Raw genomic sequence first — 26,129 nt, forward strand, 5'->3', positions numbered from 1 at the left:
AACCCCGGGCCGCACTTAGATCACTTCAGAGTCGAAATCAACGGAACTTGACCGTCTCGTAGACGCCGCCCTTGATTTCAAACTCGCGGTAACGGCCAGCGCTTTCGCCCGGACCGATCAGTTCCACGCCCGACGCGCCATCATAGTCGATGTCTTTGCCAGCCGCGATCAGCTCCAGTGCTTTGCCGATTTCGCCGGGCAGGATTTTCTCACCCGGTGCGTTGGCAATCTCCATCACTTTGTCTTTGTAGACTTTGGAATCGGTGGAATTTGCCGCCTGCATCGCCAGCATGATAAGGGCCGCGGCGTCATACGACTCCATCGAATAGGGCGAGGTCGCATCGAACGGTGCTGCCGAGGTTTTGCCCATTTCGGTCAGAATAGCCGCGCCGGGGCTGTCGGACTGAGCGACTTGGCCGTAGGAGCCGTCCAAAGCCGGACCGATGGATTTCGGCAGGTTATCCCCCACCATACCGCCCGGCAGACCGAACTTGGTGAAAGCGCCTGCGTCGAGCGAGGCTTGGATGATGCCCTTGCCGCCTTGGTCGAGATAGCCCGCCACAACCAGCAAATCGCCGCCAGCCGCCGCCAGCGAAGCGACTTCAGCCGAGTAATCAGCCTTGCCATCTTCATGCGGGATATTGATGGTCACGGTGCCGCCTTTGGCCGTGAACGCGGCTGCAATCGCTTCCGCCAGGCCCTTGCCGTAGTCGGTATTGGAATAGGTCAGCGCGATCGACTTCACGCCATGCTCGACCAGAATGTCGCCCATGACTTCGCCTTCGCGGGCATCCGACGGGGCGGTGCGGAAGAACAGGCCGTCATCTTCAGCGCTCGACAAGGCGGGCGATGTCGCCGAAGGCGAGACCATCACGATGCCGTTCGGACGCGCGACGTTTTGCAACACAGCCCCGGTCACACCCGAGCAATCGCCGCCCATGATGCCTTTAACGCCGTCAGCTGTGACGATACGTTCTGCTGCCGCAGTGCCAGCCGCTGAGTCACCGCAGGTGTCATCTGCGCGCACCGAAACAAAGTTCCAGCCGTTCAGCGCTTTGCCCGAAGCATTGGCTTCCGACATCGCCAATTCAGCCGCGTTGGCCATATGGCCGGTCAGCGATTCGATTGGCCCGGTAAAGCCGATCAGAACGCCAATTTTCACATCTTCCGCCGAAGCAGCACCAGCCATAAGGGCGGTTGCCGCCGAGGCCAAAAGCAGTTTTTTCATTGTTATCTCCCATGTTGGATCGCAATCCTGCCATCAAGCCTAGAGCGGCGTTTCGCAAAAGAAAAGCGTCTTAAAGGACAACATTTTCTTCCGATACATCAGCTTTGGGTGCAGCAGGTTGCAAGCAGGCTAATGGCGGAATGGCGTTATTTCAAGCTTAAAGCACTATGGACCAATGAAACCGCAGGTATTTGCTGCAAATGCGGGGGGCGTTGCAGCTTGAGCTTGCATTTTCTGGACAGATTATCGGACCGCGTGCAAGGATACAAAATTGGATTTTGTGAGGTCAGAAATGAATTTTGTCGAAGCCGTGAAATCTGGCTATGCGAACTATGTAAACTTCTCGGGCCGCTCGCAGCGCTCTGCCTATTGGTGGTGGACGTTGTTTCAAATCGTTGTGGCGCTTGTTATCGCGCTGCTTGAAGGCGGCGGCTCGTTCAGCCGTGGCGCGGGTTCTATGGAGTTCGCCGTGGCGGGCGGTATCTTTTCAACGATCTGGTCGCTGGTCAACATATTGCCGGGGATCGCAGTTTCGGTGCGCCGCTTGCACGATACCGACAGATCCGGCTGGTGGCTTCTGATCGGTCTCATCCCACTGGTGGGGGCGATCATCCTGCTGGTCTGGTTCTGCTCGCGCGGTACAGTTGGCGGCAATCGCTTCGGCGCCGACCCTCTGAGCGGCACTAACGCTAACGTGTTCTGATCGGCCTCAGATCGACAGCCGCACGCCAATTCCGGGGCTGGGCATCCCTTGGGTGCCACGCTCGCGGTAAGGTGTGGTGTTGTAATGGCTGCGGTAGCATTTTGAGAAATGCGACGGGCTGGCAAAGCCACAAGCCAAAGCCACGTTGATCACCGACATATCGGTCTGCATCAATAGGTTGCGCGCTTTTTGCAGCCGCAATTCCATGTAATAGCGCTTTGGCGAGCGATTGAGATACCGCCGGAACAACCGCTCCAACTGCCGCGTAGACATCCCCACGTCCTCGGCCAAATCCGCTGGGCTCATCGGGTCTTCGATGGCGTTTTCCATCATCTGGATAACCTGAGACAACTTCGGATGCCGCACCCCGATCCGGGTCGGGATCGACAGCCGCTGGGTGTCCTGATCGGTGCGGATGGTGGAGTAGATCATCAAATCGGCTACGTTATTCGCCAGGTCCTCACCGTGATCCGAGGCGATGATCCGCAACATCAGATCAATCGACGAAATCCCCCCCGCCGTAGACCAGCGATTACCATCCATCACGAACACCGATTTGGTCAGCTTGACCTCCTCGAACTCCTCGGCAAAGCCGTCTTGGTTCTCCCAATGGATCGTCGCTTTTTTGCCGTCCAACAAACCGGCCTTGGCCAGCGCATAAGCCCCGGTGCAAAGCCCGCCAATCGCCACGCCGCGCCGCGCCTCGCGTCGCAGCCAGCCGATCACCGGCTTGGTGGTGGTGCGTTGAATTTCAATACCGCCGCAGACCAGAATGGTATCCTCGCGGTCCACCTCATCTAACCCGAAGTCGAGCTTAAAGGTCGCCCCGCTGGAACAGGTCTTCTCGACCCCGCCTTCGCCGCACAAGGCCCAAGAGTAAATCGGATAGCCCATCACGTGATTGGCCAGTCGCAAAGGCTCAATAGCGCCTGCGAAATTGATCATGGTGAACTTGTCCAGCAGCAAGAAGACAAACCGACGCGGCGCGTCAGCCTTTTCTACTTGGGTGGCTTTGCGCGTAGGGGCGGGCATGTTGCGACCTGTTTGTGTCGGTTTCGACGCAAGGAAACAGGAAACAACGGCTTCCGCAAGGGCGAACAATGCACAAACACCGCCTTTCGCTCTTTGCAATCCCGCATATTTTTTCTATACCGCCCCGATATCGCTAACAGAGGGGGAACTCCCATGACCAAGGGTTGGACAAAGTCGGATTGGCGCGCAAAACCGCGCGTGCAAATGCCCGATTATCCGGACACCGCTGCACTCAACACGGTTGAGGCGCAACTGGCCAAGTATCCCCCGCTGGTGTTTGCAGGCGAGGCGCGCAAGCTGAAAAAGCAACTGGCCTTGGCGGGCGAGGGTAAGGCCTTCCTGCTGCAAGGCGGTGATTGCGCCGAAAGCTTCTCCGAGTTCTCTGCCGACAACATCCGCGACACCTTCCGCGTCATGCTGCAAATGGCGGTCGTGTTGACCTATGGCGCAAAAGTTCCGGTGATTAAAGTTGGCCGCATGGCGGGGCAATTCGCCAAGCCGCGCTCGGCCAATACAGAAATCATCGGTGGCGTCGAATACCCGTCCTACCGCGGTGACATCATCAACGGCTTTGACGCCACGGTCGAGGCGCGCCGCCCCGATCCGTCGCGGATGCTGCAAGCCTACACCCAAGCCGCCGCATCTTTGAACCTACTGCGCGCGTTCTCGACGGGCGGTTTCGCCGATATCCACCGTGTCCATTCCTGGACCCTTGGCTTTGCCGAGCATGACAAGGCCGAGCGTTACCGCGAACTCTCGAACCGCATTTCCGATGCGCTCGACTTCATGTCTGCCGCGGGCATCAATTCCGATTCTGCGCCGTCGCTGGCAACCGTCGATTTCTACACCAGCCACGAGTCGCTGTTATTGGAATACGAAGAAGCGCTCTGCCGCGTCGACAGCATTACTGGCCAGAACGTAGCAGGCTCCGGCCATATGATCTGGATTGGTGATCGCACCCGTCAGCCCGACGGCGCCCATGTCGAATTTGCCCGTGGCGTGTTGAACCCGATCGGGTTGAAATGCGGCCCGACCACCACGGCAGATGATCTCAAGGTGCTGATGGCCAAGCTGAACCCGGCTAACGAGGCAGGCCGTTTGACCCTGATCGCTCGCTTTGGCGCAGGCAAGGTGGGTGAAAACCTGCCGCGTCTGATCAAAGCCGTGCAGGAAGAAGGTGCCAACGTGGTCTGGTCTTGCGATCCGATGCACGGCAACACTATCAAAGCGGCATCGGGCTACAAAACCCGGCCCTTTGAATCGGTGCTGCGCGAGGTTCGTGAATTCTTCCAGATCCACAAAGCCGAAGGCACAGTGCCGGGCGGCGTGCATTTTGAGATGACCGGCCAAGACGTCACCGAATGTACCGGTGGCCTGCGTGCTGTGACCGACGAAAATCTGTCCGACCGCTATCACACCGCTTGCGATCCGCGTCTCAACGCTTCGCAATCCTTGGAATTGGCGTTCTTGGTGTCGGAAGAACTCTCTGCCCAACGCGAAGCCGCTCGCCGCGTCGCGCTGTAAGCACCAAGAACATTAAAACAAAAGGGGCGGGGACAAAAATTCCCGCCCCTTTTGCATTTCACATTGGTGCAAATATCCTCGGGGGTTAGGGGGCGGAAAGCCCCCTTTTTGCTAGCCGCGCGAACTCACCAATCGCAACTCTGCCCGCCCCGAACTGCGCGGCGGTGCAGGCTCGACAGGCTCCGCATCTGGTACGACGCGCAAACCCGACCCCGCCACCAATTCCCGCACCAGCCCCGAAATCGCAAACCGCCGTGGTTGCCGGCCCAACTGCCCTTTCGTCACCAAACATCCCAACGCCAGCTTCGGCTCGCCCACAGCCCCTGCCAGCGGCAACAGCAGCATTCGCCCCGACAAAGCAGGCCGCCCCACCGAACGCTCCGCCTCCAGCCACACTTCCATGATCGCAGGCGAGGCAAAAACCTGCTCCAACTCATGCCCCATCCGGGCCCGCGCCACTGGTTCCAACAGCGCCGACAGCGGCATCCCGCGCAGATCCATGCCCAGCAGATCGTTCAAAGCCATCCCGGCAAGTCGAAACCGCGCCAGTCCCGGCGCGATCTGCTCAATCAAAAACGCCTTATCCAGACAATCGGCCATCCCACGCGGATCAATCTGGCTGCGCTGAGGCAAGCCACCCGCCACCCGCAACGCCTCCCAATAGCCGCGCACGACCTGCAACACCGCTAGCATATCCGTCGAAGACCCGCTGCAATCACCGCCCTTGCCATGCGGGCCTTTACCAAAGAAAGTTAACATCGTAGGCCCTCCACAGGCATCGGGTTGCAGCAATCTGAGCGTGTAGAGCTGTTCAACTTAAGATTGCTTACTGATAAGTTAATATACACCAGTTGCCCCGCATTTCGCGGATAATCTCAACAAATGGTAAACACCGCGCGTCCCCAGCGCACGGCGGATAAGGAGCAAGCGATGACAGTTTCGATGACAGGATTCGCGGCGCGCAAAGGGCAGGGGGCAGGTTATACTTGGGCCTGGGACATCCGCTCGGTCAACGGCAAGGGCCTTGATCTGCGGTTGCGTCTGCCCGATTGGATTGATGGCTTGGAACTCGCCCTGCGCGCCGAACTCAGCCGCGCCCTGCAACGCGGCAACGTCAGCCTGTCGCTGAAAGCTACCCGCGATGCTGGGGCCGAGGGTGCCGAACCCCTCCGCCTCAACCCCGCCACGCTGTCCGCCGTCCTCAGCGCCTTGGCCCAAATCGAAGACGCAGCTATGGCCGCAGGGGTTACTCTTGGCCAGCCCACCAGCGCCGACGTTCTCGCCGCGCGTGGCGTCATTGATGCCGCTAGCACCGACACCGACCCCACCCCGATCCGCACCGCCCTTCTCGCCGACTTGCCCGGATTGCTCAGCGATTTCCGAGCCATGCGCGCCGCCGAAGGCGCTGCCCTGAACAGCGTGATCGCCGCCCAACTCGACAAGATCACCGATCTCACCCAACAAGCTGACACCGAGGCCACCGCCCGCCGCGACGCAGCCCCCGCCACCCTGCGCGACGCGCTCACGAAAGTCCTCGTCAATGCCGAAGGCGTCGACGAGACGCGCCTCGCCCAAGAACTCGCCCTGACCGCAGTAAAAAACGATGTCACCGAAGAACTCGACCGCCTGCGCGCCCATATTGAAGCTGCCCGTGATCTGTTGACTGAAGCGGGGCAGGTGGGCCGCAAATTTGATTTTCTGATGCAGGAATTCATGCGCGAGGCCAATACCTTGTGTTCCAAATCTCAAAGCCTTTCACTCACCCGCATCGGGCTTGACCTGAAGACCGTGATAGATCAGATGCGCGAACAGGTTCAAAACGTGGAATAATCATGGCCCAAACCCTCACCCGACGCGGCCTTTTGCTGATCCTGTCCTCACCGTCCGGTGCGGGCAAATCCACCCTCGCCCGCAGGCTGATGCAATGGGACTCGACCTTGCGCTTTTCCATCTCGGCCACCACCCGCCAACCGCGCCCCGGTGAAGAAGATGGCCGCGAATACTATTTCCACAGCCGCGCCGCCTTCGAGGCCCTCGTGCAAGCCGATGAGATGTTGGAACATGCCGAAGTGTTCGGCAACTTTTACGGCTCGCCAAAAGCCCCGGTCGAGGCTGCCATGCGTGAAGGCCGCGACACTCTGTTTGATATTGATTGGCAAGGCGGCCAGCAAATCCGCAACTCGTCCTTGGGCCGCGATGTGGTCTCGATCTTCATCCTGCCGCCCTCGATTGCCGAGTTGGAATCCCGCCTGCGCGCCCGCGCGCAGGATTCAGACGAGATCATCGCAGGCCGAATGGAGAAATCCCGCGATGAAATCAGCCACTGGGCCGAATATGACTACGTCATCATCAATCGCGATATCGACAGTGCGTTCAATGAGTTGACGGCCATTCTTCAAGCAGAACGCCTGAAACGCGACCGCCAACCTGATCTGTCCGATTTCGTCCGCAATCTGAACCGAGAGTTTGAAACCCGATGATCTACTTACTCGACGGAATGACCCCGCAAATTGACCCTTCGGCTTGGGTCGCCGACACTGCCGTGCTGATCGGCAAGATCACACTGGAGCAAGACGCGAACATCTGGTTCGGGGCGATCTTGCGTGGAGACAATGAAGAAATCTTCGTCGGGCGCGGCAGTAACATTCAGGAAAATTCGGTGCTGCACACCGATATGGGCTATCCGCTGACCATCGGCGCCAACTGTACCATCGGCCACAAGGCGATGCTGCACGGCTGCACCATTGGCGAGGGCACCTTGATCGGCATGGGCGCGACCATCCTGAACGGGGCCAAAATCGGTAAAGGCTGCCTGATCGGGGCAGGGGCGCTGATCACCGAAGGCAAAGAGATTCCCGATGGCAGCTTGGTGATGGGCGCGCCCGGCAAGGTGGTGCGCCAGTTGGACGCCGAGGCGCAAGCGCGGCTGCTGAAATCGGCGACCGGCTATCAAGCCAACGCGAGGCGCTTTGCCAAGGGGCTGGTATTGCTCAAATAAAAAGGGGGCCGATTGGCCCCCGAAACGTCGTAGATTTTCAGGCCAGAGCCCGGCAGCTTAACCCCAGACAGCCTTGCGGGCGATGCGTTCTGCATCCTCGGGGAAGATGCCCAGATCGAGTGCGACCCGGCGCGGCATCCCAGCGATTTCGTCACGGGTGCGACGATACAGGGCATGTTTCTCGGCAGCGGTACGCAGTTGAGCGATAAGCGATTTCATAATGTTTCCTTTTCCTCTGCGATGACTTGGCCCGGATGGCTTTGTCCCTTTCGCATGATCAGAATATAGGAAAGCTGTTAGCGCCAACAACCGACAATGCTGCGATGCGGCATTGCGTTTTGTGCATGGCTTGTGCATTTGCGCCGTAACGAAAAGGGGGCACCCAAGGGCACCCCCAAACCGATTTCTATCAGAAATCGTGCCGGAATTCGCGCGAATTCCGCCCTACGTTAAGGTCAGATCAGCTTACCCATCGCCACAGCGGTATCCGCCATCCGGTTCGAGAAGCCCCATTCATTGTCATACCACGACAGGATCGAGCAGAACGTGCCGTCCATCACCTTGGTCTGATCCATGTGGAACACGCTCGAATGTGGGTCATGGTTGAAATCCGACGAGACATTCTTGAACTCGGTATAGCCCAGAATACCCTTCAGCGGCCCGGAAGTCGCAGCGTCTTTGATCGCAGCATTGATTTCTTCCACCGAAGTCGCCCGCTTTGCGATGAACTTCAGATCGACAACCGAGACGTTCGGCGTCGGCACGCGAATGGCGAAACCATCCAGTCGGCCCTTCAACTCGGGCAGCACCAGACCAACCGCCTTAGCAGCCCCGGTCGAAGTCGGGATCATGCTCAAAGCCGCAGCGCGACCGCGATAGAGGTCCTTGTGCATGGTATCCAGTGTCGGCTGATCGCCAGTATAGCTGTGGATCGTCGTCATCATGCCTTTTTCGATGCCGATCAGTTTGTTCAGCACATAGGCGACAGGCGACAGGCAGTTGGTGGTGCAAGAGGCGTTGGAAACCACCAAATCCGCCGAAGTCAGCGTGTCATGATTCACCCCAAACACAATCGTCTTATCGGCATCCTCACCCGGGGCCGAGATCAGCACGCGTTTCGCACCATTCTCAAGATGTGCCTTGCACTTCTCTTTGCTGGTGAAAATCCCGGTGCATTCCAGCACGATATCGACATCGCCCCACGGCAATTCCGCCGGGTTGCGCAAAGCCGTCACCCGCATCGGGCCACGGCCCACATCAATCGTGTCGGCGGTGGTGGTCACCACATGCGGGAAGCGGCCATGCACCGAATCAAAGCGCAGCAAATGCGCGTTGGTTTCCACCGGGCCCAGATCGTTGATCGCGATCACGTTGATATCGGTGCGTCCCGATTCGATGATCGCGCGCAGCACGTTGCGGCCAATGCGGCCAAATCCGTTAATGGCGACTTTTACGGCCATGCAAACCTCCTGAAAACAGCGCGACTCACGCGCGATATGCTAGCGCTAACATCACGAAATCGGTGTGACAATCAACGATAAAGCCAAGCCTTACCGCCAGATCATCACATATTGAACCAGATCGCCAAGCTTGCGTAGCAAAAACACCGAGGCGTGACCACTGTTGAACGCCGCATCCGCCGCAATAGCGGCGGCAATCAGCAGGGCAAGCACCAAAGCAATACGGTCGGTCACGGCATCTCCGCTTTATTGCAGCAGCCGCCCCATCACCCCGGCCACATCGGCCATGCGGCAGGAAAAGCCCCATTCATTGTCATACCAAGCCAAAACCCGCACCGAGCGTCCCACAACTTTGGTCTGGTCTGGCGCGAAGATAGACGAATGTGGCGTATGATTGAAGTCGATTGATACTTTGGGTTCCGGGTCATAGGCCATCACCATGCCCATATAGCCCGAGGCCGCCGCGCGCACGATCTCATTGACCTCATTCACCGTCACCGATTTCTTCGCGATGAAGGTCAGATCCACCGCCGAGACATTCGGCGTTGGCACCCGGATGGAGGATCCATCCAGCAGCCCGGCCAATTCCGGCAGGACATCCCCCAGCGCACGGGCCGCACCCGTCGAGGTCGGAATCATCGCCATAGAAGCCGCCCGTGCGCGGTAAAGATCCTTGTGGCGGCGGTCCAAAGTCGGCTGATCGCCGGTATAGCTGTGGATCGTCGTCATGATCCCGCTTTCAATCCCAATGGCATCGTTCAAAACCTTCGCCAAAGGCGCGAGGCAGTTCGTCGTGCAAGACGCGTTGGACACCACATGATGATCCGCCGTCAGGCCGCGATGGTTCACCCCATACACCACCGTCATATCCGCACGCTTGGCAGGGGCCGAGACCAACACCCGCTTCGCGCCGCGCCCCAGATGCACCGCTGCCTTCTCACGCTCGTTGAACTGCCCGGTGCATTCCAGCACCACATCGACGCCCTCCCAATCCAATTCTTCGGGGTTATAGGTGCTCATCACCCGCATCGGCCCACGTCCAAGGTCCAGCTCATTGCCCGAGATCTTCACCACACCCGGAAACCGCCCATGCACCGAATCATATTTCAGCAGGTGGGCATTGGTCTCAATCGGCCCAGTCGCATTGATCGCCACCACCTGCACATCATTGCGCGCGGACTCGGCAATATGCGCCAAAGTGCAACGGCCAATGCGGCCAAATCCGTTGATCCCGATGGTAATCATGCGCGCACCCCTTGGTTTCGACCTCTATCCCATTTTGCTATAGGCAAGCCGGACGCGGGCGAAAAGTCTAAAAACGACACGAATTCAATATGTTATCGCAAACATTGCCTGTTCGCGCTAACAAGTCACAGGCTTTGCCTTTTGCCGGTGCAGCCCCTAAATAACCTCAAACAACCTTGGGGCAGGCATGAGCGGTTTACTGGCACTACTGGATGATGTCGCGGCCATCGCCAAAGTCGCGGCGGCTTCGATTGATGACATCGCGGGGGCTGCGGCGAAAGCCGGGGCGAAAGCGGCAGGGGTGGTGATCGACGATGCCGCTGTGACGCCGAAATACGTCCACGGTTTTGAGGCCAAGCGCGAGCTGCCGATCATCTACCGCATCGCTAAGGGCTCGTTGAAAAACAAGCTGATTATCCTGCTGCCCGGCCTGTTAGCGCTGAACGCTTTCCTGCCGCAAGCGATTACGCCCTTGCTGATGCTGGGCGGGGCCTATCTGTGCTTTGAGGGTGCGGAAAAGGTCTATCACGCTTTGATGCCCCATGCCGATGAGCAGATCGAGGCCGATTTCGACACCAAAGACCCCGCCCATCTCGAAGAAGAAAAGGTCGCAGGCGCGATCAAAACCGATTTCATCCTGTCGGCTGAGATCATGACCATCGCCCTCGCTGCCATCCCGGCAGGCAGCTTCTGGATGGAGGCGATCACCCTCGCCATCGTCGGCACCATGATCACCGTCGTGGTTTACGGCGCGGTGGCGCTGATCGTCAAAATGGACGACATCGGCCTGCACATGGCGGCGAACCGCAAAACCTCTGCCGCCCGCGCCTTTGGCCGTGGCCTTGTCACCGCGATGCCAAAACTGATGAGCTTCCTCTCCACCGTCGGTACGCTCGCGATGCTCTGGGTTGGCGGCAATATCATCGTGCACGGTCTGGACGTTTTGGGCCAACACGAACCCTACAACACCATCCACCATTGGGCCGTCGCCGCAGCCGAGACCTTGCCGCAAGCCGCTGGTCTGGTGGAGTGGGCCGTGACCGCCGCCTGCGATGGCGTGCTGGGTCTGGCCTTGGGCTTGGCTCTGATTCCCGTTGCCACAAAAATCGTGCTGCCCGCTTGGGCTGCATTCACCGGAACGAAAAAGGTCGCGCATTAAGCGCGACCCCATTCCGTATCGGTAGGGCGGGGTTCACCCCGCCTTACGTTGCTCTCAAAGCAGCGCTTTGACCTTCGCCACCGCATTCTCTGCCGTGATGCCAAACTCTTTATACAGCCGCTCCATGGGAGCAGATGCACCAAAGCTCGACATCCCAACGAAATCGGCCTTGCCGTCGCGGCCACGCTCGCCGAGCAACCAGCGATCCCAGCCCTGACGCACGCCAGCTTCAATCGCCACCCGCACCGGACCAGCTGGCAGCACTTTGCGGCGATAGGCTTCGTCCTGCGCCGCAAACAACTCCATCGACGGCACCGATACAACCCGGGTGCCAATACCCTCGGCTTGCAGCAGATCGCGCGCCTTCAACGCAATCTCGACCTCCGAGCCCGTTGCCATCAGAATGACCTGACGTTTGCCCTCGGCCTCGGCCAAAACATAAGCGCCCTTGGACACCATATTGGTATTGGTATGGACTTTCCGCACCGTTGGAAGGTTTTGACGGCTCAACGCCAGCACCGAAGGCGTTTTCTTCGAGCTGAGGGCAATCTCCCAAGCCTCAGCCGTTTCCACCAGATCGGCAGGACGGAACACATAAGTGTTTGGCGTAGCCCGCGAAATCGCCAGATGCTCCACCGGCTGGTGGGTCGGGCCATCCTCACCCAAACCGATGCTGTCATGCGTCATCACATACACGACAGGAATCCCCATCAGCGCCGACAGACGCATCGCCGGCCGTGCGTAATCGGTGAAGCACATGAAGGTGCCCGAATACGGACGCACCCCGCCATGCAAAGCCATGCCGTTCATCGCTGAAGCCATGCCATGCTCGCGGATGCCGTAATAGACGTAGCGACCCTTGCGGTCCTCAACGCCAAACACCCCCAGATCAGCGGTCTTGGTGTTGACCGATCCGGTCAAATCCGCCGAGCCGCCAATGGTTTCCGGCAAAATCGGGTTCACCGCCGCCAGCACTTTTTCGGACGCCGAACGGGTGGCAAGCTTTGCTCCCGCTTCCGAGGCCGCCTTCTTCACGCCGCGAATGATCGCTGGCAGTTTCGCCACCACATCGCCCGCGAAAATCCGTTTGAATTCAGCCTGCTTGGCCGGGGAAAGCGCCGCAAACCGCGCCTCCCATTCAGCATGCGCCACACCGCCACGCACCCCAAAAGCCTCCCACTGCGCCTTGATCTTGGCGGGAATAACGAAGGGCTCCGAAGTCCAGCCATAAGCCTCTTTCGTGGCTTTCATCTGCGCCGCATCGGTCAAAGCGCCGTGGCCCTTCGAGGTATCCTGCGCCGCATGGCCCAAAGCGATATGGGTCTTGCAATCAATCAGCGTCGGCTTGTCGGATTTCTTCGCAGCCGTCAAAGCCCGGTCAATATCCACCGGATCATGACCGTCGCAATGCAGCACATTCCAGCCGCTTGCCGCAAACCGCGCGCGCTGGTCGGTCACATCCGACATCGACACCTTGCCATCAATGGTGATGCCGTTGTTGTCCCACATCACGATCAAGCGGCTCAGCTGCAGTTTCCCAGCCAAACCAATGGCTTCCTGAGAAACACCCTCCATCAGACAGCCATCGCCCGCGATCACATAAGTATAGTGATCCTGAACCTTAGCCCCCCAACGCGCCCGCAAATTCTCCTCGGCAATCGCAAAACCGACCGAATTGGCAATGCCCTGACCCAGCGGGCCAGTGGTGGTCTCAACCCCAGACACATGACCATATTCCGGATGACCTGCGGTAATCGCGCCCCACTGACGGAAGTTCTTGATCTGCTCAATCGTCATATCGGCATACCCCGTAAGGTATAGCAGCGAATAGATCAGCATCGAGCCATGGCCCGCCGAGAGAATGAAGCGATCCCTGTCCGCCCAACGCGGCGCTTTCGGATCAAACTTCAGGTGTTTTTCAAACAACACCGTCGCTACATCCGCCATGCCCATCGGCATGCCGGAATGGCCGGAATTGGCGGCGGCAACGGCGTCCAACGTCAGCGTGCGGATGGCGGCGGCGCGCATCCAATGATCGGGGTGAGCGGTGCGAAGCGTCTGGATATCCAAGGCTGATGTCCTGTTCATAAGATTGGGTGGGCTGAAAGCTGCATAACAGCCCGTGCGGCAAGATCAAGCGCGCCCCGCAAGGCCTTGGACGCAAAAGACAAGACGGCCCCGCACCAAGCCGCTAAGATCGCCCTTAACGCAAGGCTTTGCCGATTCGCGAACCGCGGGTAGGGCAGGGCCAGCCCAGAAGAAACAGAAAGGGCGTAAGACCCATGCAGGATATCGCAGAACTAGAGCGGCGCATCACCGCAGCCCTCGAACGCATCGGGCGCGGAGTGGAAAACCTCAGCGCCGCCGTGCCAATGCCATCGGACAACCCCACGGCGATGCTGCCCGAAAGCGATTTCGCGGTGCTGAATGAGAAACTTGACGAAGAGCGCATGCTCAACGCCCAGCTGCAGGAACGCCTGCGCGCGGTGCATCAAAAGGATGAGGCCACGAAATCTGCACTCACCGATGAACTCTCGGCGCTGAACGCCCAGCTTGCCGCGCAATCCGAGGAACTCGCCCGCCTGCGCGCCACCTCCGCGGCATTGAACGAAGAACTCGCCGCCCTGCGCGATGTCGCCGAGCTGGGTGTCACCGAACCCGAGCATATCAACAAAGCCATGTTGGCCGAACTTGACGCCCTGCGCAGCGCCCGCGCCTCTGAGGCCGAGGAGCTCTCGGAAATCATCGCCGCGCTGAACCCGCTGATTGAGGAGGCCGCCGCCAATGCCTGATATCGAAATCACCATCGGAGGCCGTAATTTCACCGTTTCCTGCCAACCCGGCGAGGAACATTTTCTGCGCGGCGCTGCGGGTATGTTGGATACCGAAGCCACCCCCTTGGTCGCGCAAATGGGCCGCCTGCCGGAATCGCGGATGCTGCTGATGGCAGGCCTGATGTTGGCTGATAAAACCGCCGCGATTGAGGATGAAAACCGCCAGCTGAAACTGAAACTGGCCGAGATCGAAGCCCGCCCGCAGCCAGAACGCGAGAAAATTGAGGTCGCAGTGATCCCGCCCGGCCTGCGGGAAACTCTCGCCGAAATCGCTGCACGGGCCGAGGCGATGGCTGCTTCCGTCGAGGATCGTCTGCAATGATCCGCACATTTGCCTTGCTGGCGCTGCTTGCCGCCTGCACACCCGAAGAAGCCCCACCGCCCGTCGCTGATGTCGGCACGACGCAGTATTTGTGCGCGGACGGGACGATCATCCCGGTTCTTCAAGGCACTGACGGCAATATCAGAATCACCGTGAAGGGCGAAAACTTCAACCTGATTGCCGAAGAAGCCGCCTCTGGCGCCCGCTATGGCTGGCCCTCGGACGGGTCTAACTATGTCTGGTGGACCAAGGGCAAAGAAGGCACGCTTTACTGGAAAGACGGCACCAAGGGCGGCGAGGAAACCATCCTGCACTCTGACTGCAAACAACAGTAACCAAAAACAACAGTAACCAAACGCCAACTCCGCAGTATTTGATTAAAATTTGCTTTCACAACGGCATAAATACTCCGGGGGCGCGGGGGCAGGCCCCCGCACCCCCGGATCAATCAGCACAGTCCTCAGCCGACATTCGCTTCGCGGATTTTCTCCGCTGCCGCTTTGTCAAACGCGACACCATTGGCTTCCAACAATGCATCCAACTCGCCCGACAAAGTCATCTCAATGGCAATGTCGCAGCCGCCGACAAACTCGCCCTTGACGTAAAGCTGCGGAATCGTGGGCCAATCCGAGAATTCCTTGATGCCCTGCCGGATTTCGGCATCCGCCAGCACATTCACATCGGCATATTCGACGCCCAAATAATTCAAAATCCCCGCCACCTTCGACGAGAACCCACATTGCGGCATCAACTTGTTGCCCTTCATAAACAACACCACATCGTTCTTCGTCACGGTGTCTTTGATCATCTCAAGAGCGGTCATGCTCGCTTTTCCTTTTCGTTTCCGACGTTTCCACCTGATCGCCAATAGCAATCCGACACACCCAGACAATAACGGCCATCAACACACCAACAATACCGAAGGCAGCACCACCGAAATTACCCAGATGCCTAAATTTCATCTCATTCCGGCGCTTTCGTCGTCAGTGCCAGCGCGTGCAGCGCACCACTTGGCCCGTCCATCTTGCCCTTCAAACTGGCATAAACCGCGCGCTGTTGTTGCACCCGGTTCATGCCCTTGAAGCTGGCATCAATCACCTCAGCCGAGAAATGCGCGCCGTCGTCGCCCTGCACGGTGATCTTGGCCTGCGGGAAGGCCACGCGGATCAAGGCTTCAATCTCATGGGCTTCGATCGCCATTGCACACTCCTGAATTACTCCCGCCAAATGTAAGCTTGGGGCAGGGGCGGTGCAAGAGGCCAATCAGCCCCGCGCTTGCCACTCATTGCGCAGCATCCCGTAGATCAGCAAATCCACCACGCGCCCCAACGCGGGCCGATACCAATGCCCACGCAGACGCCCCTCCAGCACAAACCCCGCCCGCAGATACGCCGCCTGCGCACGCAGATTCTCACCCGAGGCATCCAACCATAGCCGCTGCGCAGCCAAATCCTGAAACGCATAGTCGATGAGCGCGCGCATAAAAGCCTGACCTTCGCCATGCCCCGGAAGGTCCAGCGCCAACCGCCGCAATTCGACCACGCCAGAGCCAAACTGCGGCAGCGCATATAGCGCAAACCCGCGCGGCCCGTGATCGTCTTCCCAGATCAGCAATCGCTCTGCAAGGCTGGTCAGGTAAACCGCCAACCCGGCCTCATCCTCATCGGTCAGAAAGGGCAGATAGTCAGCCCGCCGAGTGACGCTGTGAATAAAGCCAAGATCAGCGGACTGGGCAGGGCGCAGCCTCACCCCACTGCCTTCTCAAACGCGCTGCGATAGAGGTTCGACAACTCCGCCAAGCTTGCCTTGTCGCCACCGAAGTCCACCGATGCGCCGCCGAACGTGCCGACGCGGATCACTTCGATGCCACTCAGCAAAGCCGCTGCCTCCAATGCCTGCGCCCCGGTCGCATCCGCAGCGATCAAATACCGCGCCTGATCCTCGCCAAACAGCGTCGGAATATCGCCCGCGATCAGCGCCACACCCAAACCCGCGCCCTCGGCCATCTCAAACGCCGCCAGTCCAAGCCCGCCATCCGCCAAATCGGTGCAAGCCCGAATGGCTTTGCGGTTCGCCAGAATGAAATCCCCGCTCGCCTTCTCAGCGCCCAGATCAACACGCGGAGCATCCCCCGCCTCGATCCCAAAGGCCTCGGCCAACAGTGCCGACTGCCCCAGATGCCCAAACGTCTCGCCCACAACCAGCGCCACATCGCCCGCCATCGGACGCCCGGCGATCAGATCATCCAACGAGGCCAAAATCCCCACCGCGCCAATCGTCGGCGTCGGCAAAATCCCCGAACCATCCGTCTCATTATACAATGACACGTTGCCCGAAACGATCGGCATATCCAGCGCCAGCACAGCCGCGCCAATGCCCTTAATCGCCCCCACCATCTGCCCCATGATCTCGGGCTTTTCGGGGTTGCCGAAGTTCAGGTTATCTGTCGTAGCCAAAGGCTTAGCCCCGACAGCGATCAGGTTCCGGTAAGCTTCCGCCACCGCCTGCTTACCACCTTCAAACGGATTCGCCTTCACATAGCGCGGCGTCACATCCGAGGTGAACGCCAGCGCCTTGCCCGTGCCATGCACCCGCACAACCCCTGCACCAGCCCCCGGCGCCACCACCGTATCTGCCCCAACCATGCTATCATACTGCTCGTAAACCCAAGCTTTCTGCGCATAATTGGGCGAACCGATCAGCGCCCGCAGCCCCGCAATCGCGCCAATCGCAGGCACATCCCCCAAGGCCGCAGCCGCAGGCGTTTCCACCCAAGGCCGATCATATTCTGGCGCAGAGGAAGACAGCTTCGACAAAGGCAGATCCGCTTTCACCTCATTGCCATGCAGGATCAGGAAGCGATCCTCGGGAATAGTCTCGCCGACAATGGCAAAATCCAGATCCCATTTCACAAAAATCGCCCGCGCCACATCCTCCAGTTCCGGCTTCAGAACCATCAGCATCCGCTCTTGGCTCTCGGACAACATCATCTCATAAGCCGTCATGTTGGTTTCGCGCTGCGGCACTGCATCGAGTTGCAGCTTGATCCCCAAGCCGCCCTTATCGCCCATCTCAACCGCCGAGCAGGTCAGGCCAGCCGCGCCCATATCCTGAATGGAAATCACAGCCCCCGAAGCCATCAGTTCCAGACAAGCCTCCAACAGCCGCTTTTCGGTGAAGGGGTCGCCAACCTGCACGGTGGGGCGCTTTTCCTCAATCGTGTCGTCAAACTCAGCCGAGGCCATCGTCGCCCCGCCGACGCCATCCCGCCCCGTCTTGGCGCCCAAGTAAACCACTGGCATTCCCACACCCGAGGCCACCGAATAGAAAATCTTGTCGGCATCCGCCAACCCGGCGGCAAAAGCGTTCACCAGACAGTTGCCGTTATACGATTTATGAAACCGCACCTCGCCCGCAACCGTCGGCACACCAAACGCATTGCCATAAGATCCCACGCCCTCAACCACGCCCTTCACCAGATAGCCGGTTTTCGGATGCGACGGCACGCCAAACGACAGCGAGTTCATCGCCGCAATCGGCCGCGCCCCCATGGTGAACACATCGCGCAAAATCCCGCCAACGCCCGTCGCAGCGCCCTGATGCGGCTCGATATAGGACGGGTGGTTGTGCGACTCCATCTTGAAGATCACCGCCTGCCCGTCGCCAATATCGACAACCCCGGCATTCTCGCCCGGTCCACAAATCACCTGCGGCCCAGTGGTCGGCAAGGTCCGCAGCCAACGCTTCGACGACTTATAGCTGCAATGCTCATTCCACATCGCCGAGAAAATCCCCAGCTCGGTGAACGAAGGCTCGCGCCCGATGATCTCCAACAACCGCTGATATTCATCCGGCTTCATGCCATGCTTTGCGATCAGATCAGGCGTGATGGCAGGCTCGGTCATGGCATTCCCCGGATATATGAGAGTTGTGGGCGTCATAGGCCAAGCGGGCCAACAGGGAAAGGCCCGGGGCAAATTTCGCGCAATTATTTCACGCGCGCTGTCGAAATCGGCCAAGCCCGAACGTCCTTGTGCTATCGAAACCCAAGAAGGAGACGAAAATGCAATTCATCGCCCTTATCTATTCCACCCCCGGCAGCGAACCGCCCCATGGCAGCCCCGAATTTGACGCCTTCATGCAGGGCTATTTCGCGCTGACCGCCAAGCTGAAAGCCGATGGCGCCTATCTCGCGGGCGAGGGCCTGAAACCGGTGCAAACCGCCACCTCGGTACGGCTGCGCGGCGGCAAGGTCGAAACCATGGACGGCCCGTTTGCTGAAACCAAAGAACATTTGGGCGGCTTCTACCTGTTCAACGTCGAAAACCTAGAGGCCGCCATCGCCTATGCCGCAATGATCCCCTCGGTGGCTTGGGGCACCGTCGAATTGCGCCCGGTGATGGAATATAACTGAGGCCACACCATGAGCGACCCCGCCGCAGCTTTAGCACATTGCCTGCGGCGGGACCGTGGCCGTATCCTTGCCGCCCTGATCGCCCGGGTGCAAGATTTCCAACTCGCCGAGGATGCGCTGCAAGACGCCTGCGTTTCGGCCCTGATCCATTGGGGCCGGGCAGGGCCGCCGCATCGGCCAGAGGCGTGGCTGATCCGCGCCGCCTTCCGCAAAGCCATCGACCGCCTGCGTGGGGTGGCGCGCGATAGCCGCCAAGCCGCAGCGCTGACCCAGCTCGCCCGCGATGAGGCCGCCGATGATCCCGCCAGCATCCCCGACGAACGCCTCAGGCTGATCTTCACCTGTTGCCACCCGGCGCTAGATGAAAAATCCCGCTGTGCACTGACCCTGCGCACCGTCTGCAGCCTTTCCACCGCGGAAATCGCCGCCGCCTTCCTCGATACGGAGTCCACCATGGGCCAGCGCATCACCCGCGCCAAAGCCCGCATCGCCGCTCTGCACCTGCGTTTTGATCTGCCCGATCCCGCCGATTGGCCGGAACGCCTACGCTCTGTGCTGACGGTGATCTACCTGATCTTCACCACCGGCCACGCCGCCGCCAACCCAAGCCTCTGCATTGACGGGATCTTCCTCGCCCGCCTGCTGCAAACCCTGCTGCCCAATGATCCCGAAACCCAAGCCTGCCTCGCGCTGATGCTGTTCACCCAGGCCCGCACCGCTGCCCGCGCGCCAAAGGGCCAGACCATCCCGCCCGAACACCAAGACCGCAGCCTGTGGAACGCCGCCGAAATCACCGAAGCCCTCAGCCTGCTGAACGCCGCCATCAGCCAAAGCCGTCCCGGCCCGATGCAGCTGAAAGCCGCCATCGCCGCCGCCCATATCCTGCCGCCAACCCCCGATTGGCCGCAGATAGAGGCGCTTTATGCCCGCTTGTTCGAGTTGGAGCCCACCCCGGTCGTAGCCCTCAATCACGCAGTGGCGCTTGCCGAAACCGGACACGCGGTGCAGGCCCTGCGCCTGCTCGAACCCCTCGCCGAAGCTCTTGCCAGCTATCAACCCTACCACGCCGCGCTTGCGCATCTGTTGGCGCTAACGGCGAATCATCCCGCCGCTTATACCGCCTACAGCCGCGCCATCGCACTTGCAGCAAATCTCGCAGACGCAGCATTTTTGGCCGAACGCCGCAAAAATCTGCTTGATGTGCGGGCAGTTAACAAAATCCCCCCCGAAAGCTAAAAAAAAGGCCGAGCTTTCGCTCGGCCAAGTCCAACAGGGAGGTATGAAGCAACAAGAGCGAACTCGACTGCTGCCTCACAGCGGTATCTATACCTATGGCTGAATTGCCTCAATGAAGAACAGGCTGCAAACGCAGCAATGCCGTCATGCGTTGCGCGCATAGCTTTGACCGAATGGTCAATTTTCACCTGATGGCGGACGCGCGCCTTTGAAATGAAAAAGCCCCGCCCACTCGGGCAAGGCTTCCTCCACCCCATAGCTTTCGCGCAGCCTACAACTGCTGCCGCTTACGAAACGCAAAGATTTCTTCGGTCACGAAATCTCGAAACGCTGACACCCGCTTCGAGTGCCGCAATTCCTCAGGATAGGCCAGAAACACCGGCACTTCCGTCGATTCCGTCTCCGGCAACACCCGCACCAGATGCGGAAAGTCTTCGGTCAGGTAATCTGGCAGCACGCCGATGCCCAGATGGTTCAACACCCCCTGCAGCACCCCGAAATAGTTGTTCACCGTCAGCGTCGAGGGAATGTCATGCGCCATCAATTCTGCCACCAAATTCGCCCCCGCCGCCACCTGAGCCGTACCCGCATGTTGGCAGATCAACCGATGCTGCGCGAAATCATCCATCGTCAGCGGCGTGCCATGTTCCGCCAGATATTCCGGCGTCGCATAAAGCCGCATCCGAATGTTCATCAAGCGCTTGCGGATCAGATCGGCTTGGCTGGGCTCTTTCATCCGAATGGCCACATCCGCCTCCCGCATCGGCAGATCAAGCACGCGTTCTTCCAGCATCAAATCAATCTTCAGGCTGGGATACTTCTTATACAACGCCGGCAACCGCGGCGCCAACCACAACGTGCCAAAGCCCGTCGTCGTCGTCACCCGCAACTCGCCAAACACCTCATCCTCGGAATCCCGGATCCGCGCCGCCGTCGCATCCAGCCGTTTGACCATCGCTTGCGTCGCATCATACAGCAACTCGCCCTGTTCGGTCAGGATCAACCCGCGGGCATGGCGGTGGAACAGCGTCACCGAAAGGCTCTCCTCCAGCGCGCGAATTTGCCGGCTAACGGCGGATTGCGACAGATGCAGCACTTCGCCCGCATGTGTAAGGCTGCCCTTTTCGGCAACCGCATGAAAAATGCGCAGCTTGTCCCAGTCCATCGGTCCCTCAAAATTATTTCACGGATGATACCATGAGCCTGCTTATCTATGCACAAAATCCGCCCTGTAAACCGGGTAAATCCGTAATTATTCCCTCTATTTGTCAGCCTTATCCCTCGTCCGCTGTCATTTCAGCGTCACGCACAGCCATTACCCTGTCACAAACCCGCCATGCCGCCCGTGCAAACCCCCGAGGTTCCCATGCTGCAAACTAACATCAGCCGCGACATTTCCTACGCCACCTCGGCCCGCACCCGCCCCGGTCGCGCGTTGATCCGTGTGCTGGAAAACGTCTCTGGCCGCCGCCACCTGATCGAGCGCGCCGCTGGTTACGAACATGACATCGCGCAAGGCCGCTCGTTCTGGCAAGTCATCCCCGAGCGCTACGGCCTCAGCCTCGACCTCATCGCAGGCAGCCCTGCCAACATCCCCACCGCAGGCCCACTGGTGCTGATCGCCAACCACCCCTACGGCATCCTCGACGGCCTGATGATGGGCCATCTGCTGGATGCGATCCGAGGCGATTTCCGCATCCTGTCGAACGCGGTCTTCCGCCGCGCCGAGGCGCTGAACAAAGTCCTGCTGCCGATTTCGTTCGATGAGACCAAAGAGTCCGTCAAACTCAACCTGCAAACCCGCGCCACCGCCCTGCAATACCTCAGCGAAGGCGGCGCGATCGGCATCTTCCCCGGCGGCACAGTCTCCACCTCACTCAAACCATTCTCCCGCCCGATGGACCCAGGCTGGCGCAACTTCACCGCCAAGATGATCGCCAAATCCAATGCCACCGTGGTTCCCATATACTTTGAGGGCCACAACTCGCGCCTGTTTCAACTCGCCTCCCGCGTCCACGCCAACCTGCGCGTCGCCATGCTGCTGAAAGAGTTCAAATCCCGCACTGACACCCCCGTCCGCCTTGTGATCGGCCAACCGATCCCCGCCGACACCATCCAATCCCTGAAATCCGACCTCACCGCGATGATGGAAACCCTGCGCCAAGCCACCTACGCCCTTTCACCCGCGCCACTTCCCTCTTATGCTCACGGCTACGAATTCGAGGCGAAATACAAATCCCGCTAAACCGCAGCCTCAAGACTGCGAAAGCGGGCAGGGGGCAAAGATGGCAGTAGGCGTATTCGACAGCGGCATCGGCGGGCTGACAGTGCTGGACGCACTGACAAAGCGTCTCCCCGACACCCCCTTCGTCTATTTCGGCGACAACGCCCACGCGCCCTATGGCGTGCGCACCCATGACGACATTTTCAACCTGACCTGCGCCGCCACCGAACGCCTCTGGGCCGAGGGCTGCGATCTGGTCATCCTCGCCTGCAACACCGCCTCCGCCGCAGCCCTCAAACGCATGCAGGAAACCTGGCTCCCCCCCGAAAAGCGCGTCCTCGGCGTATTCGTGCCGCTGATTGAGGCGCTGACCGAACGCCAATGGGGCGACAACTCGCCGCCCCGCGAAGTCAGCGTCAAACATGTGGCCCTGTTCGCCACCCCTGCCACCGTCGCCTCCCGCGCCTTCCAGCGCGAATTGGCCTTCCGCGCCATCGGCGTCGATGTCGAAGCCCAACCCTGCGGCGGAGTGGTGGACGCCATCGAGCAAGGCGATGAAATCCTCGCCGAAGCCCTCGTGCGCAGCCATGTCGAGGCCCTCAAACGCCGGATGCCCCACCCGCAAGCCGCAATCCTCGGCTGCACCCACTACCCGCTGATGGAAAAAACCTTCGCCGAAGCACTAGGGCCAGAGGTGAAAGTCTACTCCCAAGCCAACCTCGTCGCCGAATCCCTCGCGGACTACCTCACAAGACGCCCCGAAATGCTGGGGCAGGGCACGCAAAGCAAATTCATCACGACTGGCGACGCTGCGTCCGTCTCCAACAAAGCCACGCAATTCCTCCGCAAGAAAGTCACCTTTGAGGCCGCCTGACCCGTAGGGTGCGCTTCAGAGCACCACCCTCAATCCCAACAAATTCACATTGGCCCAAATACTCCCCGCAGAGCCTCCCCAGCCTTCCACCCGCGCGACGCTGCAATGCGCTGGGTAGGGCGGGGTTCACCCCGCCATATCTTTTCCACCCATATCGCGTTCCTTTGCGTCAAGAATATCGGCGCTGACCATCTTGACAAATGCCAACCCTCGCAACCGTTTTCCCTTCAAGGCTTCTGCAACACCATCTCCCACCAGTATTGGGGAGTCGAAGAATGCAAGATTCTTTTTCCCAATAGTTCTCATGACGAAATTGCTTTGAGCGCTCACTATTTCTGATCGGCCAAGAACCTCATCGCGCCCCAATGCCAACGTAAAAGATTTTGCAGTATGTTGTTTTGGATGGCCGCACGCGTCACAAATTGGTCCGTGAGGTTCTTGTTCAAAGCCACCGCCATGCAGCCGCACAGCGCGCTTTGGCAAAAACACAAATTGCTTTCTCGACAGCGGCAAAAACGCGACCCCCTCAAGATCAGCCTCCTCCACCATCCGCTTAAACTTAGCGGTCGCAATCCAGAAGCCATCTGATGTCATAGACAGATCGCCGGTCGTTGCGCGATGCTCCGTATCAAGGCCGACTGGCTCAACTTCAAGAATAAGCCCGCAGCCCTGACACTTTCTGTGTGGGGTTTGCGGAGTGACGACACATATGCCATTCATATGGCCAGATAGAAGAAACGGCATCGACGGACCCCTCACTTTTCGAAACAATAGCGTGGCATTCGATGAAGTCTACAACCGCGCGGCAACCCTTGAAAATGAAGGTGAAACCTGCGCCAGATCGCTGGAAAGTCATCCGCAATTCATCCAGTGTGATCCTGATAACAAGGTAGGGTGTGCTTCAGCGCAACACTTCCTTTGCTCATCACTCACCCAGCCAAACCTTAACAAATCCTTAAATCCACCACCCCACCCCCTTGAATCCAAACAATAAAAAAAGGTCCCGAGTTGGGACCAGCCAAAAAGGCCCCCACAATGCTCCCCCTAACCCAACACCGCGCCGCCCGCCTGAAAGCCCTGCAAGCCGAGGACGGCTGGCTCAACCTCACCGACCGGGTCGAGCTTACCCCCGGCCCCCAATCCGCAGGCACCGCCCCCGATAATCAAATCCACCTCTCCACCGGTCCCGCCCATCTCGGCCTGATCGACCACACCACCGAAACCCTGACACCCCCCGGTGCCGCCCCGATCCCCTTCCTCCCCACCCCAGCAGGCTTCCCCCAACTCCGCACTGAAACCCTCCTGCTAGAACTCCACACCGTAGACGGCACCCCAGCCCTCCGCGTCCGCGACCTCACCCTGCCACGCCAAGCAACGCTCCACTACTTCCCCACCAACCCATCCTTGATCATCCGCGCCCGCTGGCAAACCCTGCCCACCCCGATCCAACAATCCATCGACCAAAAAGGCGGCGCGCAAACCACTGTCCAACTCACCCACACCGCGCATTTCACCTACCAAAGCCACGCCATCACGCTGCTTGCGACCCATTGGAAAGACGGCAAACCCATGTTCGTGATCCGTGACCAGACCAGCGGAAAAGAAACCTACCCCGCCTCGCGATTCCTGATCGGTGAGGACGCGACCGACACCGAAATCACCCTCGATTTCAACCGCGCCTTCACCCCGCCCTGCGGCTTCACCGATTTCGCGATCTGCCCGCTGCCGCCTCGCGACAATATCCTGCCGTTTCGGGTTGAGGCTGGCGAGCGCCTGACACCATAATTTCACTTGCATCTGCCCCCCCCAAACGCCACATCTGCGCCACCAAAACGGAGGCAGCCATGACCCATCGCATCGCCATTCTCGGAGCTTCAGGTTACACTGGTGCCGAGCTTGTCCGCCTGATCGCCACGCATCCCGAGATGAAAATAGTTGCGCTTTCTGCCGACCGTAAAGCGGGGATGGCGATGGCCGAAGTCTTTCCGTTCCTGCGTCACCTTGATCTTCCGCGCTTGCAAAAGATTGATGAGATCGACTTTTCAGGCGTTGATCTGTGTTTCTGCGCGCTGCCCCACGCGACCACCCAAGTTGTCATCTCGGCCCTGCCGCGCGATTTGAAGATTGTCGATTTGTCGGCTGACTTCCGGCTGCGTGATCCGGCAGAGTATGAGAAGTGGTATGGCCAAGCCCACACAGCCACCGACCTGCAAAAAGAAGCCGTCTATGGTCTGACCGAGTTTTACCGCGACGATATCCGCAAGGGGCGTCTGGTGGCAGGGACGGGTTGCAACGCCGCGACCGGGCAGTACGCGCTGCGGCCGCTAATTTCGGCGGGGGTGATTGATCTGGACCATATCCTGATCGACCTTAAAGCCGGAGTATCCGGGGCTGGGCGGTCGCTAAAGGAAAACCTGCTGCACGCGGAACTTTCCGGCGGCACGCATACCTATTCGATGGGTGGCAAGCACCGCCATTTGGGCGAGTTTGATCAGGAGTTTTCTAAACTCGCCGGACGGCCTGTTCATATTCAGTTTTCGCCGCATCTGCTGCCGATGAACCGCGGGATTCTGGCGACCACCTATGTGCAGGGCGACGCGAAGGTCATTCATCAGGTGCTGACCGACGTTTATGCAGCCGAGCCGTTCTTGCAGGTGCTACCCTTTGGCGCACTCCCCTCGACGCGCGACATTGCAGGCTCTAACTACTGCCATATCGGCGTGGTCGGGGATCGGGTTCCGGGCCGCGCTGTGGTGGTGGCTGTGTTGGACAATCTGACGAAAGGCTCGTCGGGGCAGGCGATCCAGAACGCCAATCTGATGCTGGGAATTGAGGAAACGTCGGGGCTGATGTTAGCACCGATGTTCCCGTAAGGG

At 59.4% G+C, this 26,129-nt stretch carries 29 protein-coding genes; 15 read left to right on the plus strand and 14 right to left on the minus strand.

Features of this window, described 5'->3' with window-relative positions:
• Positions 1 to 37: 37 nt before the first annotated feature.
• Positions 38 to 1,228 carry an ABC transporter substrate-binding protein gene (locus AKV04_RS08065; protein ID WP_054005951.1) on the minus strand — a complete coding sequence of 397 codons (1,191 nt, stop codon included), beginning with the start codon at positions 1,226 to 1,228 and terminating at the stop codon, positions 38 to 40.
• Between the two features lie 292 nt (positions 1,229 to 1,520).
• Between AKV04_RS08065 and AKV04_RS08070 the strand changes: the two genes are divergently transcribed.
• Positions 1,521 to 1,931, plus strand: a complete 411-nt coding sequence (locus AKV04_RS08070) for a DUF805 domain-containing protein (protein ID WP_054005952.1) — start codon at positions 1,521 to 1,523, stop codon at positions 1,929 to 1,931.
• A gap of 6 nt (positions 1,932 to 1,937) precedes the next feature.
• Here the strand turns inward: AKV04_RS08070 and AKV04_RS08075 are convergent, their stop codons facing one another.
• Positions 1,938 to 2,963: a GlxA family transcriptional regulator gene (locus AKV04_RS08075; protein ID WP_054005953.1), complete on the minus strand. Its 1,026-nt coding sequence runs from the start codon at positions 2,961 to 2,963 to the stop codon at positions 1,938 to 1,940.
• 153 nt (positions 2,964 to 3,116) lie between these two features.
• On the opposite strand from AKV04_RS08075, the gene AKV04_RS08080 reads away from it, so the two are divergent.
• Complete coding sequence (locus tag AKV04_RS08080) at positions 3,117 to 4,487, plus strand: class II 3-deoxy-7-phosphoheptulonate synthase (protein WP_054005954.1); 1,371 nt, start codon at positions 3,117 to 3,119, stop codon at positions 4,485 to 4,487.
• 111 nt (positions 4,488 to 4,598) lie between these two features.
• Here AKV04_RS08080 and AKV04_RS08085 read toward each other — a convergent pair whose 3' ends face one another.
• Positions 4,599 to 5,246: a PAS domain-containing protein gene (locus AKV04_RS08085; RefSeq protein WP_156317418.1), complete on the minus strand. Its 648-nt coding sequence runs from the start codon at positions 5,244 to 5,246 to the stop codon at positions 4,599 to 4,601.
• A 171-nt stretch (positions 5,247 to 5,417) separates the two neighbouring features.
• On the opposite strand from AKV04_RS08085, the gene AKV04_RS08090 reads away from it, so the two are divergent.
• From AKV04_RS08090 to AKV04_RS08100, 3 genes are read left to right on the plus strand one after another with little or no spacing between them, the layout of a single operon-like run.
• Positions 5,418 to 6,317, plus strand: a complete 900-nt coding sequence (locus AKV04_RS08090; protein WP_054006012.1) for a YicC/YloC family endoribonuclease — start codon at positions 5,418 to 5,420, stop codon at positions 6,315 to 6,317.
• A 2-nt stretch (positions 6,318 to 6,319) separates the two neighbouring features.
• Positions 6,320 to 6,967: a guanylate kinase gene (gene gmk / locus AKV04_RS08095; protein ID WP_054005955.1), complete on the plus strand. Its 648-nt coding sequence runs from the start codon at positions 6,320 to 6,322 to the stop codon at positions 6,965 to 6,967.
• A complete protein-coding gene (locus AKV04_RS08100) occupies positions 6,964 to 7,485 on the plus strand; it encodes a gamma carbonic anhydrase family protein (protein ID WP_054005956.1) in 522 nt (173 codons plus the stop codon). Before gmk ends, AKV04_RS08100 begins: the two co-directional genes overlap by 4 nt.
• Positions 7,486 to 7,542: 57 nt before the next feature.
• Here AKV04_RS08100 and AKV04_RS26635 read toward each other — a convergent pair whose 3' ends face one another.
• From AKV04_RS26635 to gap (AKV04_RS08115), 4 genes are all read right to left on the minus strand, one after another.
• Positions 7,543 to 7,704, minus strand: a complete 162-nt coding sequence (locus AKV04_RS26635; RefSeq protein WP_202905586.1) for a DUF1127 domain-containing protein — start codon at positions 7,702 to 7,704, stop codon at positions 7,543 to 7,545.
• Positions 7,705 to 7,940: 236 nt separating this feature from the next.
• Positions 7,941 to 8,945 (minus strand): type I glyceraldehyde-3-phosphate dehydrogenase, encoded by a 1,005-nt coding sequence (gap, locus tag AKV04_RS08105; protein WP_054005957.1) that lies wholly within the window; start codon positions 8,943 to 8,945, stop codon positions 7,941 to 7,943.
• A 90-nt stretch (positions 8,946 to 9,035) separates the two neighbouring features.
• Positions 9,036 to 9,179 (minus strand): hypothetical protein, encoded by a 144-nt coding sequence (locus tag AKV04_RS26640; protein WP_054005958.1) that lies wholly within the window; start codon positions 9,177 to 9,179, stop codon positions 9,036 to 9,038.
• 12 nt (positions 9,180 to 9,191) lie between these two features.
• The gene (gene gap, locus AKV04_RS08115; RefSeq protein WP_054005959.1) at positions 9,192 to 10,190 is read right to left on the minus strand and encodes a type I glyceraldehyde-3-phosphate dehydrogenase; all 999 of its coding nucleotides are present in this window, start codon (positions 10,188 to 10,190) and stop codon (positions 9,192 to 9,194) included.
• 187 nt (positions 10,191 to 10,377) lie between these two features.
• Here gap (AKV04_RS08115) and AKV04_RS08120 point away from each other — a divergent pair, with 187 nt between their 5' ends.
• Complete coding sequence (locus AKV04_RS08120) at positions 10,378 to 11,349, plus strand: DUF808 domain-containing protein (RefSeq protein WP_054005960.1); 972 nt, start codon at positions 10,378 to 10,380, stop codon at positions 11,347 to 11,349.
• Positions 11,350 to 11,403: 54 nt separating this feature from the next.
• On the opposite strand, the gene tkt is transcribed toward AKV04_RS08120, so the two are convergent.
• The gene (tkt, locus tag AKV04_RS08125; RefSeq protein ID WP_054006013.1) at positions 11,404 to 13,419 is read right to left on the minus strand and encodes a transketolase; all 2,016 of its coding nucleotides are present in this window, start codon (positions 13,417 to 13,419) and stop codon (positions 11,404 to 11,406) included.
• 212 nt (positions 13,420 to 13,631) lie between these two features.
• Between tkt and AKV04_RS08130 the strand changes: the two genes are divergently transcribed.
• Genes AKV04_RS08130 through AKV04_RS08140 form a run of 3 tightly spaced genes read left to right on the plus strand, consistent with a single transcriptional unit; the run spans position 13,632 to position 14,840 of the window.
• Positions 13,632 to 14,141 (plus strand): hypothetical protein, encoded by a 510-nt coding sequence (locus AKV04_RS08130; protein WP_054005961.1) that lies wholly within the window; start codon positions 13,632 to 13,634, stop codon positions 14,139 to 14,141.
• Positions 14,134 to 14,505 (plus strand): cell division protein ZapA, encoded by a 372-nt coding sequence (locus AKV04_RS08135; protein ID WP_054005962.1) that lies wholly within the window; start codon positions 14,134 to 14,136, stop codon positions 14,503 to 14,505. The genes AKV04_RS08130 and AKV04_RS08135 overlap by 8 nt, the downstream gene beginning before the upstream one ends.
• Positions 14,502 to 14,840, plus strand: a complete 339-nt coding sequence (locus AKV04_RS08140; RefSeq protein WP_054005963.1) for an MliC family protein — start codon at positions 14,502 to 14,504, stop codon at positions 14,838 to 14,840. The genes AKV04_RS08135 and AKV04_RS08140 overlap by 4 nt, the downstream gene beginning before the upstream one ends.
• A 125-nt stretch (positions 14,841 to 14,965) precedes the next feature.
• Here AKV04_RS08140 and grxD read toward each other — a convergent pair whose 3' ends face one another.
• From grxD to purL, 4 genes are all read right to left on the minus strand, one after another.
• The gene (gene grxD, locus AKV04_RS08145; protein WP_054005964.1) at positions 14,966 to 15,328 is read right to left on the minus strand and encodes a Grx4 family monothiol glutaredoxin; all 363 of its coding nucleotides are present in this window, start codon (positions 15,326 to 15,328) and stop codon (positions 14,966 to 14,968) included.
• 140 nt (positions 15,329 to 15,468) lie between these two features.
• The gene (locus tag AKV04_RS08150) at positions 15,469 to 15,705 is read right to left on the minus strand and encodes a BolA/IbaG family iron-sulfur metabolism protein (protein WP_054005965.1); all 237 of its coding nucleotides are present in this window, start codon (positions 15,703 to 15,705) and stop codon (positions 15,469 to 15,471) included.
• Positions 15,706 to 15,768: 63 nt separating this feature from the next.
• Positions 15,769 to 16,254, minus strand: coding sequence for a GNAT family N-acetyltransferase (locus AKV04_RS08155; RefSeq protein ID WP_054005966.1), 486 nt, complete (start codon positions 16,252 to 16,254; stop codon positions 15,769 to 15,771).
• Positions 16,251 to 18,410 (minus strand): phosphoribosylformylglycinamidine synthase subunit PurL, encoded by a 2,160-nt coding sequence (gene purL / locus AKV04_RS08160; RefSeq protein ID WP_054005967.1) that lies wholly within the window; start codon positions 18,408 to 18,410, stop codon positions 16,251 to 16,253. Before purL ends, AKV04_RS08155 begins: the two co-directional genes overlap by 4 nt.
• Positions 18,411 to 18,568: 158 nt before the next feature.
• Here purL and AKV04_RS08165 point away from each other — a divergent pair, with 158 nt between their 5' ends.
• Positions 18,569 to 18,919, plus strand: a complete 351-nt coding sequence (locus tag AKV04_RS08165; protein WP_054005968.1) for a YciI family protein — start codon at positions 18,569 to 18,571, stop codon at positions 18,917 to 18,919.
• Positions 18,920 to 18,928: 9 nt separating this feature from the next.
• On the plus strand, positions 18,929 to 20,155 hold the full coding sequence (locus AKV04_RS08170) for an RNA polymerase sigma factor (protein WP_054005969.1): 1,227 nt from the start codon (positions 18,929 to 18,931) through the stop codon (positions 20,153 to 20,155).
• A gap of 271 nt (positions 20,156 to 20,426) precedes the next feature.
• Here AKV04_RS08170 and AKV04_RS08175 read toward each other — a convergent pair whose 3' ends face one another.
• Entirely contained in the window at positions 20,427 to 21,320 is an 894-nt protein-coding gene (locus AKV04_RS08175) for a LysR family transcriptional regulator (RefSeq protein WP_054005970.1), read from the minus strand.
• 201 nt (positions 21,321 to 21,521) lie between these two features.
• On the opposite strand from AKV04_RS08175, the gene AKV04_RS08180 reads away from it, so the two are divergent.
• A complete protein-coding gene (locus tag AKV04_RS08180; RefSeq protein ID WP_054005971.1) occupies positions 21,522 to 22,400 on the plus strand; it encodes a lysophospholipid acyltransferase family protein in 879 nt (292 codons plus the stop codon).
• A 40-nt stretch (positions 22,401 to 22,440) separates the two neighbouring features.
• Positions 22,441 to 23,253 (plus strand): glutamate racemase, encoded by an 813-nt coding sequence (locus AKV04_RS08185; RefSeq protein ID WP_054005972.1) that lies wholly within the window; start codon positions 22,441 to 22,443, stop codon positions 23,251 to 23,253.
• A gap of 126 nt (positions 23,254 to 23,379) precedes the next feature.
• On the opposite strand, the gene AKV04_RS08190 is transcribed toward AKV04_RS08185, so the two are convergent.
• Entirely contained in the window at positions 23,380 to 23,997 is a 618-nt protein-coding gene (locus AKV04_RS08190) for a hypothetical protein (protein ID WP_054005973.1), read from the minus strand.
• Positions 23,998 to 24,288: 291 nt separating this feature from the next.
• Between AKV04_RS08190 and AKV04_RS08195 the strand changes: the two genes are divergently transcribed.
• Together AKV04_RS08195 and argC are read left to right on the plus strand one after the other, a co-directional pair.
• Positions 24,289 to 25,038 (plus strand): DUF1684 domain-containing protein, encoded by a 750-nt coding sequence (locus tag AKV04_RS08195; RefSeq protein ID WP_054005974.1) that lies wholly within the window; start codon positions 24,289 to 24,291, stop codon positions 25,036 to 25,038.
• Between the two features lie 59 nt (positions 25,039 to 25,097).
• Positions 25,098 to 26,126, plus strand: coding sequence for an N-acetyl-gamma-glutamyl-phosphate reductase (gene argC / locus AKV04_RS08200; protein ID WP_054005975.1), 1,029 nt, complete (start codon positions 25,098 to 25,100; stop codon positions 26,124 to 26,126).
• Positions 26,127 to 26,129: the final 3 nt, after the last annotated feature.

Source organism: Cypionkella psychrotolerans, assembly GCF_001294535.1.
Lineage (GTDB): Bacteria > Pseudomonadota > Alphaproteobacteria > Rhodobacterales > Rhodobacteraceae > Cypionkella > Cypionkella psychrotolerans.

Excerpts from the sequence above, each read along its gene's own strand:
- AKV04_RS08065 (WP_054005951.1), bottom strand. The coding sequence starts at position 1,228 with ATGAAAAAACTGCTTTTGGCCTCGGCGGCAACCGCCCTTATGGCTGGT.
- AKV04_RS08070 (WP_054005952.1), top strand. The coding sequence starts at position 1,521 with ATGAATTTTGTCGAAGCCGTGAAATCTGGCTATGCGAACTATGTAAAC.
- AKV04_RS08075 (WP_054005953.1), bottom strand. The coding sequence starts at position 2,963 with ATGCCCGCCCCTACGCGCAAAGCCACCCAAGTAGAAAAGGCTGACGCG.
- AKV04_RS08080 (WP_054005954.1), top strand. The coding sequence starts at position 3,117 with ATGACCAAGGGTTGGACAAAGTCGGATTGGCGCGCAAAACCGCGCGTG.
- AKV04_RS08085 (WP_156317418.1), bottom strand. The coding sequence starts at position 5,246 with ATGTTAACTTTCTTTGGTAAAGGCCCGCATGGCAAGGGCGGTGATTGC.
- AKV04_RS08090 (WP_054006012.1), top strand. The coding sequence starts at position 5,418 with ATGACAGTTTCGATGACAGGATTCGCGGCGCGCAAAGGGCAGGGGGCA.
- gmk (WP_054005955.1), top strand. The coding sequence starts at position 6,320 with ATGGCCCAAACCCTCACCCGACGCGGCCTTTTGCTGATCCTGTCCTCA.
- AKV04_RS08100 (WP_054005956.1), top strand. The coding sequence starts at position 6,964 with ATGATCTACTTACTCGACGGAATGACCCCGCAAATTGACCCTTCGGCT.
- AKV04_RS26635 (WP_202905586.1), bottom strand. The coding sequence starts at position 7,704 with ATGAAATCGCTTATCGCTCAACTGCGTACCGCTGCCGAGAAACATGCC.
- gap (WP_054005957.1), bottom strand. The coding sequence starts at position 8,945 with ATGGCCGTAAAAGTCGCCATTAACGGATTTGGCCGCATTGGCCGCAAC.
- gap (WP_054005959.1), bottom strand. The coding sequence starts at position 10,190 with ATGATTACCATCGGGATCAACGGATTTGGCCGCATTGGCCGTTGCACT.
- AKV04_RS08120 (WP_054005960.1), top strand. The coding sequence starts at position 10,378 with ATGAGCGGTTTACTGGCACTACTGGATGATGTCGCGGCCATCGCCAAA.
- AKV04_RS08130 (WP_054005961.1), top strand. The coding sequence starts at position 13,632 with ATGCAGGATATCGCAGAACTAGAGCGGCGCATCACCGCAGCCCTCGAA.
- AKV04_RS08135 (WP_054005962.1), top strand. The coding sequence starts at position 14,134 with ATGCCTGATATCGAAATCACCATCGGAGGCCGTAATTTCACCGTTTCC.
- AKV04_RS08140 (WP_054005963.1), top strand. The coding sequence starts at position 14,502 with ATGATCCGCACATTTGCCTTGCTGGCGCTGCTTGCCGCCTGCACACCC.
- grxD (WP_054005964.1), bottom strand. The coding sequence starts at position 15,328 with ATGACCGCTCTTGAGATGATCAAAGACACCGTGACGAAGAACGATGTG.
- AKV04_RS08150 (WP_054005965.1), bottom strand. The coding sequence starts at position 15,705 with ATGGCGATCGAAGCCCATGAGATTGAAGCCTTGATCCGCGTGGCCTTC.
- purL (WP_054005967.1), bottom strand. The coding sequence starts at position 18,410 with ATGACCGAGCCTGCCATCACGCCTGATCTGATCGCAAAGCATGGCATG.
- AKV04_RS08165 (WP_054005968.1), top strand. The coding sequence starts at position 18,569 with ATGCAATTCATCGCCCTTATCTATTCCACCCCCGGCAGCGAACCGCCC.
- AKV04_RS08170 (WP_054005969.1), top strand. The coding sequence starts at position 18,929 with ATGAGCGACCCCGCCGCAGCTTTAGCACATTGCCTGCGGCGGGACCGT.
- AKV04_RS08175 (WP_054005970.1), bottom strand. The coding sequence starts at position 21,320 with ATGGACTGGGACAAGCTGCGCATTTTTCATGCGGTTGCCGAAAAGGGC.
- AKV04_RS08180 (WP_054005971.1), top strand. The coding sequence starts at position 21,522 with ATGCTGCAAACTAACATCAGCCGCGACATTTCCTACGCCACCTCGGCC.
- AKV04_RS08185 (WP_054005972.1), top strand. The coding sequence starts at position 22,441 with ATGGCAGTAGGCGTATTCGACAGCGGCATCGGCGGGCTGACAGTGCTG.
- AKV04_RS08190 (WP_054005973.1), bottom strand. The coding sequence starts at position 23,997 with ATGCCGTTTCTTCTATCTGGCCATATGAATGGCATATGTGTCGTCACT.
- AKV04_RS08195 (WP_054005974.1), top strand. The coding sequence starts at position 24,289 with ATGCTCCCCCTAACCCAACACCGCGCCGCCCGCCTGAAAGCCCTGCAA.
- argC (WP_054005975.1), top strand. The coding sequence starts at position 25,098 with ATGACCCATCGCATCGCCATTCTCGGAGCTTCAGGTTACACTGGTGCC.